Source organism: Methylobacterium sp. J-118, from assembly GCF_057836565.1.
In genome coordinates, this window is sequence record NZ_JBYQFA010000001.1 from 2,540,957 (window position 1) to 2,556,028 (window position 15,072).

A 15,072-nucleotide genomic window follows, 5' to 3' on the forward strand; every position below is an offset into this window, starting at 1 on the left:
CCGTCTCGATCGGAAATAGGGTCAGACGAGCGCTTCCTGCTCGGCGAAGGCCCGGTCGACCTCGTCGCGCAGGTGCTCGGTGAGATGCCGGCGCATCGCCTCGGCCTCGGGGGAGAACGGGTCGCGCGGGCGGGGCAGATCGTTGCGGACGATCGTCTTGATCCGCCCGGGGCGGGCGGTGAACACCACCACCCGGTCGGCGAGCGCCACCGCCTCGTCGATGTGGTGGGTCACGAACAGCACCGAGGCGCCGCTGTCGCGCCAGACGTCGAGCAGGAAGTCCTGCATCTTCTGGCGGGTCTGGACGTCGAGCGCCGCGAAGGGCTCGTCCATCAGCAGCACCTTCGGGCGCATGGCCAGCGCCCGCGCCACCGCCACACGCTGGCGCATGCCGCCCGACAATTCGTCCGGCCGCTTGTCGAAGGCCTCGGCGAGGCCGACCCGCTGGAGCGCCGCACGGGCGACGCTGCGGCGCTCGGCCTCCGGCACGCCCTTCAGCGACAGGCCGAAGCTGACATTCTGCCAGACGCTGAGCCAGGGCAGCAGCGAGGTCTCCTGGAAGATCAGGCTGCGCTCGGGGGAGGGGCCTGTGACCGGCGCGCCGAAGGCCAGGAGCTCGCCCCCGGAGGCGGGTTCGAGCCCGGCGATCAGGTAGAGCAGCGTGCTCTTCCCGCAGCCCGAGGGTCCGAGGAACACCACGAACTCTCCGGGCCGCACGGTCAGGTCGATGTCGCGCAGGGCCTCGTGGGCACGGGCGGTGCCGGCCGCCCAGACCTTGGCGACGCTGCGGCAGGCGACGGCGTCGACGGACGCGACGTCAGAGCCCAAGGGAGGACCCCGCGTCGCGCGGCAGCCAGTAGAGCATCCGCCGCTGGACCACCCGGAACAGCAGGTCGAAGGCGAAGCCGAGCAGGCCGATCAGCGTGATGGTGAAGAACACGAGCGACGGATTGAAGGTGTTGCGGGCTAGCATGATCACTTGGCCCAGCCCGTAGCCGACGCCGGTCGCCTCGGCGACGAGCACCACCATCCAGGCCCCGAACAGGTTAAGGCGCAGCACCGCCAGCAGCCCCGGCAGGATCGCAGGCACGATCACCCGCGCGTAGATCTGACGCTTCGACGCCCCCATGGTCCGGGCGACGTTGATGTAGTTCCGGTTGACCCCGTCGATCTGGTGGATGGTCGACAGGACCATCGTGAAGAACAGGGCGATGAACACCATGAAGATCGCCGGGGCGTTGCCGATTCCGAACATGAAGATCGCCACCGGCAGCCACGCGATCGGCGAGACCGGCGCCAGCAGCGTGATGGTCGGCAGGGTCAGGCGCTCGAACAGGACGACGTAGCGGATCGCCACACCGACCAGGATTGACAGGGTCGCGGCCAGGAACAGGCCCGCCAGCACCCGGCCCGTGGAGGCGAGCACCGTGATCAGGACCGCCATGGCGGGGCTCGGGCCGGCGTTCATGCCGGTGCCGATCTGCCAGCGCTGGGCGGTGTTAAAGAAGCGCGCCTGCTCGACGAGGTTGCCGAGGAAGATGTGCGGCGGCGGCAGCAGCTTGGCGTCGGCGATGCCGAACGCCCAGAGCAGCTCCCACAGGCCGGCGAAGCAGCCAACCGAGACCAGCATCCAGCCGGTCCGCTGCAGGAGCGGGACGAAGCCCTCGGGCAGCGCGAGGCGCTGACCGAACGGGAGGCGCGGCCGGACCTGCGGGACGGCGGCGCGGGCGAGATCCACGGCCATCCGCTCAGGCCGATTTCAGCTTGAGCTTGCCGTAGAGATCCGGGTTCTCGGCGATGACCTGCTCCAACAGGGTCCAGTCGATCGCGTCGCGGCCAGGCTTCTTCTTGATGTAGCCCATCTCGGCGACGGAATCGGTCCGGTCGAGGATGAACTGCGTCTGGTTGCGGGCGTCCACCACCGAGGGCTGCCGGCCCATGGCGAGCTGGGCGTTGCTCATGGAGGTCTTGTAGTAGGAGCCGACGAGCGTGTTCAGGGCGGACTGGGGATCGCTCTCGGCCAGGACCTGGGCCTTCATCATGCCCTTGATCAGGGCTTTGACGGCGCCGGGATTCTTGGTGATCAGCTCGTCACGCACGGCGAGCACGCAATCGGTGTAGCCCTTGCCGTAGATGTCGGTGCCGTCGGAGAGCTTGACCGCGCCCTTCACGTCGGTGAGGAGCGCCGTGCCGTAGGGCTCGATCGTCGAGATGATGTCCAGGGCACCGGCGCGGAACGCCTCCACGGCCTCCGGGGTCGAGCCCATGTAGCGGACCGTGATGTCCTTGAAGGCGACGCCGTTCTTCTTCAGCCAGTCGTAGGGCAGCACCTCCAGCGTATCGAGTTGGAAGGTGCCGAGCGTCTTGCCCTTGAGCTTCCCCGGGCTGTCGAGGCCGGGCTGGGCCACGAGCACGCAGCCCTCGATGCCGCCGCCGGCCACTATCTTGACCGGGGCGCCGGCGTCGTAGAGCGCCATGAAGCTCGTATAGGGCATCACGCCGGCATCGACTTGGCCCATGCCGAGGAAGGTGACCTGATCCGAGAAGGTCGGCGTGTTGACGAAGTCGATGGTGAGGCCGTCATCCTTGGCAAGCTGCATCGCCTCGGCGAGGAAGAAGTTGAGGTTGCAGAAGCCGGTCCCGTGCGTCGCCCGGATGCCGGTGGCCGCCGAGGCCGGGCTGCTCAGGCCTGGGCCCAACGCCAGGGTGAGCGCCGCGCCGGTGCCGCCGAGGAAGCGCCTGCGGCTGGGCTTGAACCGCGAGAAGTCTGGGACGCGATAATCGCCGTGGCGGTCGCACATATCGACTCTCCTCAGAGGGCGGATCGCACGATCCGCCGGATTACGTGCCGATGGTGAAACGGAGGGATCGGAACTCGGGACAGGCTCTAGGCAGTCGCGGAGATCCGGTCGCCCGGCACCTCACCACATCGACGGCACGCCAACCTTTAGCTGCCGCCGGAGCGACGCTGCGCTGGCAAATGAGAACCAAGAAGCGTGCCAAATGTGGGGATCGACCGTATTGGCCGCGCTTGACCTGTCCGCCTCACGGAGCTCGTAGTCAGCAGGCTCGCCGGGGACACCCCGCTTCTCGCGGGGCTGTCGACATCACGCGACGTAGCCCGGTCGCTTGCTGGCTCCGATAGCGAGGGTCGAGCGCCCGCAAGCTGTCCTTTCGGGCATCCGGAAGAGTCGCTATCGAACCGTCGGCTTTTCAGGCTAACCTTCTCCGAAGCGAATTGGCGGCTTTCGGCCAGTTTCGGTCTTGCCAGTAGGCTCGGCGGGATGACTGGGGTGGGTAGTTTGCTGCCGGTCTGCTTTTGGGAAACCAGACGTTGGCTCGGATCGCGGTGGGTATCGTCTATCCCCGGTGCAGGGATGACGCTTGCCATGGTCGGACCTTCGTCGAACGCAACGGGCGGAGGGCGCCGCTCCTCTACGAACCCGCTGAAGTCGGGAACGCTTCACGCGGCATCGTGACCGTCGCGCGCAACCCTCCGTTTGGGCGATTCGCCAACGTGATGTCACCGCCATGGGCCCTGATCGCGGAACGAGCGATGGCGAGCCCAAGACCAGTACCGCCCGTTTCGTCGCTGCGCGACGCGTCGAGCCGGGCGAAGGGGGCGAACATGTCCTCGATACGGTCCGGCGGTATGCCGGGGCCGTCGTCGTCTACGAGGATGCAGACCTCCGTGTCGTGGTCCTCGAGGGTGATCCGAGCCCGGCCGCCATAGCGCACGGCGTTCTCTGCCAGATTGTCGAGGGCACGTCGCAGCACCGGCTCGCGTCCGTGGAACGGAAGTGACGGCGGCGCATCCACCACGACATCCCGGCCGAGCACGCGGTGGTCGTCGGCCAGGGTCCGCGCGACGGCACCGAGGTCAAGGCGGCTGCCGCGTCCCTCGGAGGCGTCCTCCCGCGCGAAGGCGAGCGTAATCTCCACCGTCCGCTGCATGGTGGTAAGCGTCCGCACCATCGCCTCGCGCAACGCGGTATCCTCAACCATCTCTGCCCTGAGCCACAGGGACGCGATGGGCGTGCGCAGGTCGTGACTGATCGCCGCCAGCATTCGCGTCCGGTCCGCGACGAACGCCCGCGAGCGAGCCTGCATCAGGTTGAACGCCGCCGTCATCGTCCGCAGTTCGCTGGGGCCGCGCTCGGGCAGGGGTTCGAAAGCGGCGCCGCGACCGGCCATCTCGGCGGCCTTCGCGAGGCTCGTCACCGGCCCAACGATCCCGCGCCTAGCGACAGAGACGACGCCGAGCACCGCGACGACGCTCGCCAGGATCTGGATGAGCCCGACACGCATCCACGGTGGGGTCCGCAGCGCGAGCGGAGCCTCCGCATTGAGCCAGCGTCCGTCATCGAGTCTGACGGAAACGCGCAGGGCCTGGGGCCTGTCGGCGATACGATCGGAGGCCGCCTCTCCTGTGATGTCCCGCTCGACGAGAGCGATCCGGGCTTGGCCAGCGTCGTCCTTCAGACGCCGGTCGATCCGTCGTGCAAGCCGCAACTCGTCCGCCCCCATCGCACCTTCCGGCACGAGGCTCCCGGCATCGATGGTGAAGCGGTGACGGGGGGAACCGTACGCCGCGATGACGCTCGGGACGGTATCGGCCCGGATTGTGTCGAGCAGGCGCACCAGCGTGGCGATCCGGTCGACAACCTGGGTCCTGGCCACGGCGTGACCGATCTGGGACGACTCGTGCGTGAACATCGCGAAGGCCACGGCCTGAGCACCGACGACCGCGAGCACGAGCAGGATTGCCAGCCGACCGCCCAGCGAGTGCGGCGTTAGCCTCACGGTACCGTCCTCACCTCGGCGGCCAGGACATAGCCGCCGCCCCAGACCGTCTTGAGCAGGGCGGGGTTCGTCGGATCGCGCTCCAGTTTGCGCCGGAGGCGGCTGACCTGATTGTCTATGCTGCGGTCGAACGCGTCCGCGGTCCGGCCGCTCGTCAGGTCGAGGAGTTGGTCGCGCGTGAGGACGATCCGCGGATGGCTCGCCAGGACCGTGAGCAGCCGGAATTCCGCGGTGCTGAGCGCCACTGAGGTGCCGGCCTCGTCGACGAGCTCGCGCCGGTCGGTGTCCAGCGTCCACCGGTCGAACGCCAGCTTGCGCCCGTCGGCTGTGTCACGAGTACGGGGTAGCGCGCGGGTACGCCGGAGGAGGTTCTTGATGCGGGCGAGGAGCTCGCGCGGATCGAACGGCTTCGTGACGTAGTCGTCCGCCCCGATCTCCAGGCCAACGATCCGGTCGGTCTGCTCGGCCAGCGCGGTCAGAAGGATCACCGGCGTATCGCGGGCCTCGCGGATGTGGCGGCACAACGAAAGCCCGTCCTCGCCCGGCATCATCACGTCGAGGACGACGAGGTCGATAGCGCTCGTCACGAGGACGGAACGGGCGGCCGCCGCATCGGCCGCGACACTGACCCGAATGTCATGGCGCTTCAGGTAGGCCGCGAGCGGATCGCGGATATCGCAGTGGTCGTCGACAACCAAAACGTGCGCGTCGTCCATGTCCCTTCCTCCCGAGCACGGGATGTAACGCCCCGGCCCGCCCGCAGCGTCGAAAAGATGTCGCGAATTGTATCGGTCAGCCCGGATCCGCGACCGCCTGCGACACTTCTGAGCCATCCCGGCAAACGCCTGCGACAGGTGGATGAGATGGTCTGTCCATCGCAACCGACCATCGGAGGACGAGACGATGACGACGCGAACGGTGCTGAGGCGCCTTATGTCGGCAACGCTGCTGTTGGCTGGACTTGCTGCTCCCCTGGCGACCGCAGGCGTAGCCGAAGCCCGCGACGGCTGCGGCCTCGGGTTCCACCGCGGGTTCTACGGCGTTTGCCGTCCTAACCTCGGGCCGAGACCATTCTACGCCCCTTATGCCTACCGGCCGGACTTCTACGGTCCGCGTCGCTTCGGCTGGGGCGGCCCTCGCTGGCACCGCTGGGGCGGATACCGCCACGTCGGATGGCGTGGGGGATGGCGCGGCGGTTGGCATCGCCACTGGTGACGGGAGTTTTCGGCGGTCCGACGCTCGGTGACGTGGCGTTCAGCCCGTCATCGAGGTCCTTCATCTATAAGAGGTCCACGCATGACCAAGAGAACCGTTTCCCTGACGCTTGCGGTGTTCCTCGCAACCACGGGCGCCTACGCCCAGGCACTCTCGAACGCGCCTTCGCCATCTGGTGACCATGCGGCCGCCGGCGTCGATTTGGCCACTTTTCAGGCGAGACACCTGAAGCGGCTGATGCGGGCCGACGCCGATCACGACGGCCGGATCAGCAGGGCGGAGTGGACGGCATGGTGGGAGGCACATCCCGGAAAGGGGCCATCCGACCCGGCAGGCCGATTTCGGGCCATCGATGCGGACGGCGACGGCTTCCTCACTGCACAGGAGGTCGATGCGGTGTCCACCAAGCGCTTCGCCCGGCTCGACGTCGACCATGACGGGCATGTCAGCCGAGCCGAGCGTCCCTGCCGCGTCAAGTAATCCGAGCTGTGCGTAGCCCGGTCCGGCGACGTCTACAGCGGCAACCCGGTCGAAACGGCTTGCTCACTTAGAAAGGTATCAAAATGAGGATCACTAATTTGATCGTCGCCGCGGCTACGTCCATGCTCATCGCCGGCCAAGCCCAGGCGCTGCCGATGGCGGCCCCCGGGTTGGGCCCTGATGCGCCCATCGTCCAGGTTCGCGGCGGTTGCGGCTTCGGCGCCCATCGCGGAGGCTTCGGCGGCTGCAGGCTCAATCGAGGACCGCGGGGCGCCATCCGACGGGCGATGACGGGGGCTCCGCGTGGTTGCCCGCCCGGGCTCTATCGAGGCCCCGCCGGCCGTTGCCATCGCTGAGGCGCGGCTTGTTCGACGTCCGAACAATGTTTGGATAAATGGAGATCTTCCCGGGCGGGGTTTGATCCGTCCGGGGGGCTCGCACGACCACTGGCATCCCTGCAACTAGACGCCGCGGTTTCAGCGGCTTCGCCCGGCAGGCGCGCTATGCCTCGACGGCGCTGACTCGTGCTGGTCGGCCTCTGCACTGGTTGGCTCGGCTGGCAGGGTATCCTACGGGGGCATACTGAGCATGCCGTTTCGCTGGGTTAGGCGCATGGATGATGACAGTCCGGCCTTTACTCGGCTTACGTCCGCTTACGGGTTAAGTCAGAGAAATGCGGGGCGACCGTGTTGGGTCGGTAGGAGGCAGTCCGCTTTTCCGGCGGGTCTCCTCCGAAGCGGACATGTTTCTTTCGGCCAGATGCAGCCTACACGAAGCGCCGGCCCGAGCGGCTCAGATGGGTGGTTTTCGGCCCGTCCGCTTCCGGACGACGGATGCATTGAAACGGACATAACCGCTAGGTCCGCACACGACCCTTTTGGGACATTCGGAAGGTCCGCTTCGTGGCAGCGCCGCCGCGCGAGGCAGTGAATTTCGTCGCGGTCGCCTCAGTGAACTGGTGACTTGTCTTCGCCGGCATCAAGGATTGCGTAACGGGGGCGAGATGCGATGGTGTACCAGCTCGACCGCAACTCGACGGAAAGGGATCAGCCAGCGAGGATGCGCTTGCGCCTCTGCCACGTCGCCACCTTGCGCAGGACACGTGAGAGTTGCTCGACCGAGTACGGCTTGTGCAGCAACTCGAACCCGTAGGTTCCATTCTGCGCGAGGACGTGGCTGTACCCCGAGGTCAGGACTACCGGCAGGTCGTGGTACAGCTTCCGGATCTCCTGCCCTAGTTCGATCCCGCTCATGCCGGGCATCATCACGTCCGAGAACACCACGTCGAACCGGGCCGCCTCCTTGGCCAACGCAGCCAGCGCCTCCTCGGCGTTGGCCGCCCAGACCGTCCGATAACCTAGTTCGGCCAGCGACTGGGTCGCAAAGCTCCCGACCTCTACGTTGTCCTCGACGACCAGCACGCGCGTGCCGTGGCCCGCGACGAGCGCCGCCGGCTCAGGCTCGGACGTCATCGGGCGTCGGTCCTGTCCGGCGCGAGGCAGGTACAGCGTGAAGGTCGTGCCTTGCCCAACCACGCTCGTCACCATGACCTCGCCACCCGACTGCTTGGCGAAGCCGAATACCTGGCTGAGGCCGAGGCCCGTCCCGTGTCCGACAGCCTTCGTCGTGAAGAATGGCTCGAAGATCCGCTCAATGTCGGCGGCGGCGATCCCCGAGCCCGTGTCCGTGATCGACACGGACACGAAGTCCCCCGACATGGGAGAATGAGCCCGAAGCGCCGGGATGCCCGACACTGCTTCGACTACGATCGCCAACACACCCTCACTGGCCATCGCGTCACGGGCGTTGATCGCCATGTTGACGATGGCGGTGTCGAACTGGCTCGGGTCGGCGTCGACGTAGGTGGCCTCCGCCGGCAATTGGGTCGCCACCCGGATGCGAGAACCGGTCAGGGTGCCAAGCATGTCACCGATAGCCGCAACGCTTTTGCCGAGATCGAACACCTCCGGCTTCAGGGCTTGGCGCCGGGCGAAGGCGAGCAGCTGGCCCGTGAGCTTGGCGGCGCGGTCAGTGGTGTCAGAGATCGCGGCCACGTAGCGGAGGCGGCGTTCCTCGGGCAAGTCGGGTCGCTTGAGCAGGTCGGTCGACGACTTGATCACGGTGAGCAGATTGTTGAAGTCGTGCGCGACGCCTCCGGTGAGCTGGCCGATCGCCTCCAGCTTCTGCGACTGGCGCAGGGCCTCCTCGACGGCCGCTCGCTCGACCATAGCCTTCGCTATGCGCTGTTCGAGGGTTTCGTTGAGGTCGCGCAAGCGTGCCTCGGCAACGCGGCGCTCTTCGAGATCGTGCTGTGCGGCCTTGAACAACTGCGCGTTGTCGATCGCGATGGCTGCCTGTGCCGCGACCGCCATCATGAGGTGCTCGTGCCGGAGCTGGAACCGCGCTGTCTCAGGGTGCCCGAAGAACAGGCCGCCCAGCACCTCGCCGGAGCGCGAGATGACCGGCACCGCGAGGTAGCTGCGCACGGGTAGATGCCCCTTGGGCATGCCACGATGCGGCGCGTTCTTGCCGTAGCGATGATCGGTCAGGATGTCGTCCGAACGCAGCACGCCTTCCCCGCCGAAGGTCGGGGCGAAGACGGAGGTGTTGCGCGGCATCGGGAACTTGTCGAACTTGGAGCGATCGACGCCCGAGAGGGTGTAGAGCATGTAGCTCTCCCCCTTAGGGTCGAGCACGTTGTAGAAAAACGCTCCGAACTGTGCCCCCGTCAGCTCGACCCCTGCGTCGGTGACCATCTGAACCACACGTTCGAGGTTGAGTTCGGCGGCTAAGGTCGTCCCGACCCGGTTGAGGGTCTCCAGCGTCCGCCGCTCCTCGCGCAACGCCACCTCGGAGCGCGCCCGCTCGACCGCTGCCCAGGTCCGTTCGGCCACCTCCTCGATGAGCCGGACCTCATCGTCGGTCCAGCGGTGCGGGGTACCGTGCAGCGCATAGAGCAGCGCGACGAAGCGTCCGCCCTTGACGAGGGGGGTGTTCAGAAACGCTCGCGTTCCGATGGCGGCATAAGCGTCTGCCGTATCAGGGCCGGTCGTCGGATCGGTGGCGGTATCGTCGATACGGACCGTGTAGCCGGCCCGCAGCTGAGCGCTCATAACCGGCCCGTACTCGTCGAGCACGTGAAGCCCCGCGGCGCTCGCGAAGCCAGGGGCGGTCCAATCCCGTTGGATGTACGTGCGCTCACCGGTCTCGTCGATCGCTTCGGCATAGCCGACACAGCCGACACCGAGGTGCGTGCCCAGTGTCGCGCAGGCCGCCGCCTGGACCTCGACGGGATCGCTCAGGCCGCGCAGAGCATCGTCGAGCACCGCGTTGAACGCCTGCCGCCGGCTCTCCAGCACCTGCCGCGTGGTCTCGTTGGTGACGCAGAACAACCCGACGACGGCCCCGCTCTCGTCCCGCAACGGCGAGTAGGAGAACGACCACCACGTCTGCTCCGTGTGGCCATAGCGCGCCATGGTCAGGGGCAGGTCGTCGAACCGACTGGCTTCCCCCAACAGCGCGCTTTCGGCGATGGGTCGGACTTGGTCCCAGACGTCGGGCCAGAGGTCGGCGATCGGAACGCCGAGGGCGTGAGCGCGACGCGGGCCGAGGATCGGGCTGTATGTGTCGTTATGGAAGAACAGCAGCTCCGGCCCCCATGCCAGGAACATGCTTTCTGGCGAAGCGAGGATCAGCTCGATGGCGAGGCGCAGGGCGGTGGGCCAAGCCTGCGGCGATCCGAGCGGAAACGGCGACCAATCGTGTGCCCGGATCGCCGCGGCGACATCTCCACCGGCGGCGGGGAACGAGGGTAGCGCCCTTGACGTGAGCGGATGCGGAGAAGCGGTCACCGATGCCTCAGGGGCGAGGCTGGGCGTGTGTCGACACTTGTCTGCTGCGCCCGCGCTTCATCATCTGCTCATGCTCGATCAGCAGACGCAGACCCGCGCGGACCGCCTCGCTGGCATTGCTGTAACGACCTGAGGCCACGAGATCGCGGATGAAGCCATCGAGTTCTGGCGTCAGAGAGAAGTTACGGGTCGGTGTGGTCGACATGGGCATGCACCTAGCAAGCCACGCTGGCATGTCAAAGGTTGACAACCTTTGTGTGGCGCTTGGACGCTAGCGGGATGAGTTCAGTCGTCCTCACCAGCGCTTCGATAGCCAGTTGGTGGGGTTTTGCGTCATCGAGAATGAACCCCTGCCTCCTGCCGAGGTCTGCTGATGACGGCGCACCTGAGGTCCGCTTCCCACCCCGAGCCGAAGTTGCTGGAGGGCTCATCAACGGCCGCTTTGGAGCAGCGCAGCCAGCGGTCTGGGCGGCTGGGTTGGGCCGGAACCGGGATGGCCGTTGCGGGCGGAAAGCGGACTTTCAGAGCCTAGTGACCTACCTCGAACTCCACTTCGACCTGGCCACCTGCAGCGAGATGGCGCAGGCGCAATGTTGCCGGAGCGCTTGTGGTCTCCAGTGTCGAGAACTTGACTTGAGGCGCGTTCGGCCCACGCCAAGTCAAGTTGGGCGCACTGGAATGGTCCTCGAAGGTCGCGCACGCGCCTGCGAACACGAGGTTCTGGTCGTCCGCTAGGCGGTCGTTCGATACCGCCGCCGGGACGACGAATACGCGGTTGTAGCAGAAGGGCGCGATAGCCCCGCCACCGTTCCAGGACGCTAGGACCACACTGAATGAACCATCTGGCGAGGCGACGACAGTCAGGTTGTCCGGCGCAGACGGTTCGCTTGGCAGTGAAGGCCAGACCCAACCCCACGACGGTGCCGAGCCCGATGAGTATGAGGGCGCTCGCCAAAATTCGAACCGCGAGCCTAACCATGTCGGCCTCCGAGCGACCCATTCAGGTGAGCCGCCGCTCATACTCGCATACGCAACCTGAAGGTCTGCCAAGGGTGGATTTCGGACGGTCTGCTTCTGAGCGCAAAACGTAAGAAGCAGACGCCGCCCTCGCGCTCACTGGCGACTCATCTTGGGCCTTCGAAAAGGTTGCCGATCGGTGGTTAGGCTACCCGCCACATAATGCGGTCGAGCGAGAGTGCGTAAAGATTGGCGGGACGGAGAAGCTCAACGACGCGAGTGACGGCTCGGGACCGTTCCGCAAAACAGCGACGAGGCTCCTCTTTCGAACGACGAATGTTGCAGTCTGTATCATCACTGCAAGTTGATGCCCTCAGCCAATCTGTTCAGATAACTCGCAGGAATACAGGCGCAGTCTTCATGGGTCGATCGAGGCATTCCTATCAGTCTGTTAAGAGGATCTATGATGCCGGGTAAATTCACCCTCTCGCTCCTCGCCGTTAACCTGCTCGGCGTCCCGGCCTTCGCCCAGACCGGACCAGCAAGGCAGGCCCTTGTTGCGGGAGAGCGCGTGATAAATCTGCCGCTCGGTGGTGGTGTTGACCAGCGCGTTCTCTACGACGCGCCGCCTCACCCCCGGGCAACGCTCGTCATGCTGCCGGGCGGCTCCGGCGACATCGGCGTTCGGCGAGACGGGGACCTGCGCCACGAAGACAACTTCGTCGTCCGTACGCGGGCGGACTGGGTTGCAAGGGGCTACGCCGTGCTGATCCCCGACACCGTCGATCAGGCGAACCTGCGGGGCCTGCGAAGCTCACCGGCCTACGGTCAGCTTGTGAACGGTCTGGTAGCTTACGCCCGGGATCGAGCCTCTGCACCCGTCTTCTTGGTTGGCACCAGTCAGGGGACGATCGCGGCGATAAACGGGGCCGCCCACGCCCGGTCGGGTCTCATTGCGGGCTTGGTGTTGACCGAGTCCGTGTCTGTGCCCGGACAACGGAGCACCGAGACGGTATTCGACGCTGATCCGGGGGGCGTGCGCGTTCCGGTATTGGTCGTCGCCAACCGAGACGATGCTTGCGACGTGGCTCCGCCCGAGATGGCGCCACGCATTGCCGCGACCATGACGCGTTCGCCCAGCGTTCGCGTTCTCGCAGTCAGCGGCGGCATGCAGCGTTCGGACAGAGCCTGCGGTTCACTCTCGCCCCACGGCTACTACGGGATTGAGCAGGAGGTGGTGGGCGGGATCGCCGGGTGGCTCCAAACGCACGGTGGCTGACCGCGACTCACCGCCGAAGAGGGCGCTGAGCAGCTGCGCGCGTACTGGCTGCGGCCGCGTGGGCTAGTTCCGCGCGTGGTGTACGCGAATATGATTTGCAGGCGAGCAGCGAGAGACGAATGCTGCGGGTCGTTTCAACGACTGGTTCCAGAGATGCGCACCTGCTGACTAAGCGTTCAGGTTGGGTCGGAAGCAGTAGGGCGGCTCAGGGTGGATATCTGCCAGTCCGCTTCCGCTCAAACATGTAGCGGAAGCAGATGGGGTGGATGGCTCCCGCTCCAACTGACGGCATCTCGGTGCCAAGATGTGGTTGCTGTCGACGCAGCAGCCACGCAGATGCAGGAGCCATCCCCATGGAGATCACCACTGTCGGCATCGATCTGGCCAAGAGCATCTTTCAGGTCCACGCCGTCAATGCAGCCGGGCAAGTCGTCGTTCGCAAGTCGCTGAGGCGGGCGCAGGTCGTGCCGTTCTTCGCCAAGCTGTCGCGATGCCTGGTCGGCATGGAGGCGTGCGGCACGTCCCACCACTGGGCCCGGGAACTGATGAAGCTCGGCCATGACGTGCGGCTGATGCCGCCCGCTTACGTGAAGCCGTATGTGAAGCGCGGTAAAACCGATGCGAACGACGCCGCTGCCATCTGCGAGGCGGTGACGCGTCCGAGCATGCGGTTCGTGCCGGTGAAGTCGACCGAGCAGCAGGCGGCGCTGGCGCTGCACCGGACGCGCGACCTGCTGGTCAAGCAACGCACGCAGTTGGTGAACATGATCCGCGGCCTGCTCGCCGAGTTCGGGATCGAGATGGCGCGGGGCCTGCGGCACGCGCTCGAACTAGCGGCCCGGCTCTCGGCCGGAGACGCGGCCGAGGTGCCACCACTGGCGCAACGCGTGGTGACCGGGCTGGCCGATCAGATCGGCGCCGTGCAGATCCAGCTCACCCGCCTGGAAAAGGAGTTGCTCGCCTGGCATCGGGACAGCGACCTGTCGCAGCGCCTGGCGACGATCCCCGGTGTCGGTATCGTCTCGGCGACGGCGCTGGCCGCCTCAGTGAGCGAGCCCGAGCGCTTCCGCTCCGGTCGGCAGTTCGCCGCCTCGTTGGGACTAACCCCGCTGCAGAACTGCAGCGGCGGCAAGGAGCGCCTGGGTCGGATCTCGCGCATGGGCGACCGCTACCTGCGCCGCCTGCTCGTCGTCGGCATGACCTCCCTGATCCGGCGTGCGAAGGCGACACCGACCTCGGTCGACCCGCGGCTGCCGGCCCTTCTCCAGCGTAAGCCGGTGCGCGTCGTGACCGTTGCGGCCGCCAATCGCACCGCGCGGGTCGCCTGGGCGATCATGACCCGCGGCGGCACCTACCGCGCACCAGCGGCCACGGCCGCCTGACAAGCACGGCAAAGAGACTTTTTATAGGTTGCGAGGACGATGAGAGTTGATGGCGAACCGGTCAGACCGGGAGCCGGGACACCCCGCCGAATGTCCAGGGCGTCATAGCCCGCGAAGCAGAGTGGGACCCAGCTCGCGGATACCATCAGGGCCAGCAGTCAACATGAACGACTGCACCGACAGGCCGGACACAAGACTGCATCCGACCAACGCGCCAGAAGCTCAATTCGCCACTTGCAATGCGGGAGTCATCCACACAGGACGTTCAAGGGCTCGTGTCAAGCCGCCGCCCAGGCGATCGCATCAGCGCCGGCCGGCAGGCGCATCGGGCAAGCCGGGTCGGTTGCCGCGCGCCAGACCGCATCGGCCACGTCCGAGGCCCGGGTCAGCTCTTCCGTCGCCTGCTGGAAATTCGCGAAGACCTGCCCCGCCAGATCACCGTAGGCCTCGGGCACATTCATCCCCATCCGGGTACGGGCGTTGACCCCGAACGCGGTCTCCGGCGATCGGCCGGGAAGGACGAGATGGGCGCGCACGCCGAATGGCACGAGCTCGTGGGCGAGGGACTCTGTGAAAGCGTTCACAGCCGCCTTGCTCGCGGTATAGACCGCCAGCAGCGGTAGCGGTCGCAGGGTCACGCTCGACGTCACGTTGACGATCACCCCCGCGCCCCGTTCCCGGAACTGCGGCAGCACGGCCTGGGTCATCGCGATAGTGCCAAGGGTATTCGTCTCGAACACCTCCCGGGCGGACTCCATCGACAGGCCCTCCAGGGCGTTTAGCAGCCCGACGCCCGCGTTGTTCACCAGGACATCGAGCGCCCCGGCCTCCGCAACGGCCCGGGCAATGCTGTCGGCGTCAGTCACGTCGAGCGGCAGGACGGTAAGGCGGTCGGACTCCGGGAGCAGGGCCACCTGAGGCGTGCGCATCGTGGCGACGACTCGCCAGCCGCGGTCGAGAAACACGCGTGCCGTCTCCAGGCCGAAGCCGGATGAGCAGCCGGTGATGAGGATCGTGTTCATGGGACCTCCCGTGTGACGCACCACGGGGTGATAGGAGCGCTCTGCCGGACGTGATACCGGCACAAGTCCGTATTACATTGGCG

The 15,072-nt window shown here is 66.6% G+C and carries 13 protein-coding genes; 5 read left to right on the plus strand and 8 right to left on the minus strand.

Translation table 11 applies throughout. The features are described from left to right. Nucleotides 1–21: 21 nt before the first annotated feature. From AC3IF3_RS12160 to AC3IF3_RS12180, 5 genes are all read right to left on the minus strand, one after another. On the minus strand, nt 22–828 hold the full coding sequence (locus AC3IF3_RS12160) for an ABC transporter ATP-binding protein (RefSeq protein WP_243972049.1): 807 nt from the start codon (nt 826–828) through the stop codon (nt 22–24). Further along, entirely contained in the window at nt 818–1,744 is a 927-nt protein-coding gene (locus AC3IF3_RS12165; protein ID WP_243972051.1) for an ABC transporter permease, read from the minus strand. The genes AC3IF3_RS12160 and AC3IF3_RS12165 overlap by 11 nt, the downstream gene beginning before the upstream one ends. A gap of 4 nt (nt 1,745–1,748) precedes the next feature. Next, nucleotides 1,749–2,801, minus strand: coding sequence for an ABC transporter substrate-binding protein (locus AC3IF3_RS12170; RefSeq protein ID WP_489228949.1), 1,053 nt, complete (start codon nt 2,799–2,801; stop codon nt 1,749–1,751). Between the two features lie 634 nt (nt 2,802–3,435). Next, nucleotides 3,436–4,803 (minus strand): ATP-binding protein, encoded by a 1,368-nt coding sequence (locus AC3IF3_RS12175; protein ID WP_489228950.1) that lies wholly within the window; start codon nt 4,801–4,803, stop codon nt 3,436–3,438. Further along, nucleotides 4,800–5,519: a response regulator gene (locus tag AC3IF3_RS12180; RefSeq protein WP_489228952.1), complete on the minus strand. Its 720-nt coding sequence runs from the start codon at nt 5,517–5,519 to the stop codon at nt 4,800–4,802. Before AC3IF3_RS12180 ends, AC3IF3_RS12175 begins: the two co-directional genes overlap by 4 nt. 187 nt (nt 5,520–5,706) lie before the next feature. On the opposite strand from AC3IF3_RS12180, the gene AC3IF3_RS12185 reads away from it, so the two are divergent. The 3 genes from AC3IF3_RS12185 to AC3IF3_RS12195 all read left to right on the plus strand — a co-directional run bounded on the left by AC3IF3_RS12185 (nt 5,707) and on the right by AC3IF3_RS12195 (nt 6,854). Further along, entirely contained in the window at nt 5,707–6,018 is a 312-nt protein-coding gene (locus AC3IF3_RS12185) for a GCG_CRPN prefix-to-repeats domain-containing protein (protein ID WP_489228954.1), read from the plus strand. A gap of 81 nt (nt 6,019–6,099) precedes the next feature. Continuing rightward, nucleotides 6,100–6,498, plus strand: a complete 399-nt coding sequence (locus AC3IF3_RS12190; protein ID WP_489216118.1) for an EF-hand domain-containing protein — start codon at nt 6,100–6,102, stop codon at nt 6,496–6,498. Between the two features lie 83 nt (nt 6,499–6,581). Then, nucleotides 6,582–6,854 (plus strand): GCG_CRPN prefix-to-repeats domain-containing protein, encoded by a 273-nt coding sequence (locus AC3IF3_RS12195; RefSeq protein ID WP_489216120.1) that lies wholly within the window; start codon nt 6,582–6,584, stop codon nt 6,852–6,854. 690 nt (nt 6,855–7,544) lie between these two features. Here AC3IF3_RS12195 and AC3IF3_RS12200 read toward each other — a convergent pair. Further along, nucleotides 7,545–10,349, minus strand: coding sequence for a GAF domain-containing hybrid sensor histidine kinase/response regulator (locus AC3IF3_RS12200; RefSeq protein ID WP_489228956.1), 2,805 nt, complete (start codon nt 10,347–10,349; stop codon nt 7,545–7,547). 7 nt (nt 10,350–10,356) lie between these two features. Then, nucleotides 10,357–10,554 carry a type II toxin-antitoxin system ParD family antitoxin gene (locus AC3IF3_RS12205; RefSeq protein ID WP_489216124.1) on the minus strand — a complete coding sequence of 66 codons (198 nt, stop codon included), beginning with the start codon at nt 10,552–10,554 and terminating at the stop codon, nt 10,357–10,359. A 1,215-nt stretch (nt 10,555–11,769) separates the two neighbouring features. On the opposite strand from AC3IF3_RS12205, the gene AC3IF3_RS12210 reads away from it, so the two are divergent. Continuing rightward, on the plus strand, nt 11,770–12,585 hold the full coding sequence (locus tag AC3IF3_RS12210; RefSeq protein WP_489228958.1) for an alpha/beta hydrolase: 816 nt from the start codon (nt 11,770–11,772) through the stop codon (nt 12,583–12,585). Nucleotides 12,586–12,938: 353 nt separating this feature from the next. Beyond that, nucleotides 12,939–13,967, plus strand: coding sequence for an IS110 family RNA-guided transposase (locus AC3IF3_RS12215; protein ID WP_489220400.1), 1,029 nt, complete (start codon nt 12,939–12,941; stop codon nt 13,965–13,967). 278 nt (nt 13,968–14,245) lie between these two features. On the opposite strand, the gene AC3IF3_RS12220 is transcribed toward AC3IF3_RS12215, so the two are convergent. Next, nucleotides 14,246–14,989 (minus strand): SDR family oxidoreductase, encoded by a 744-nt coding sequence (locus AC3IF3_RS12220; protein WP_489228960.1) that lies wholly within the window; start codon nt 14,987–14,989, stop codon nt 14,246–14,248. Nucleotides 14,990–15,072 lie beyond the last annotated feature (83 nt).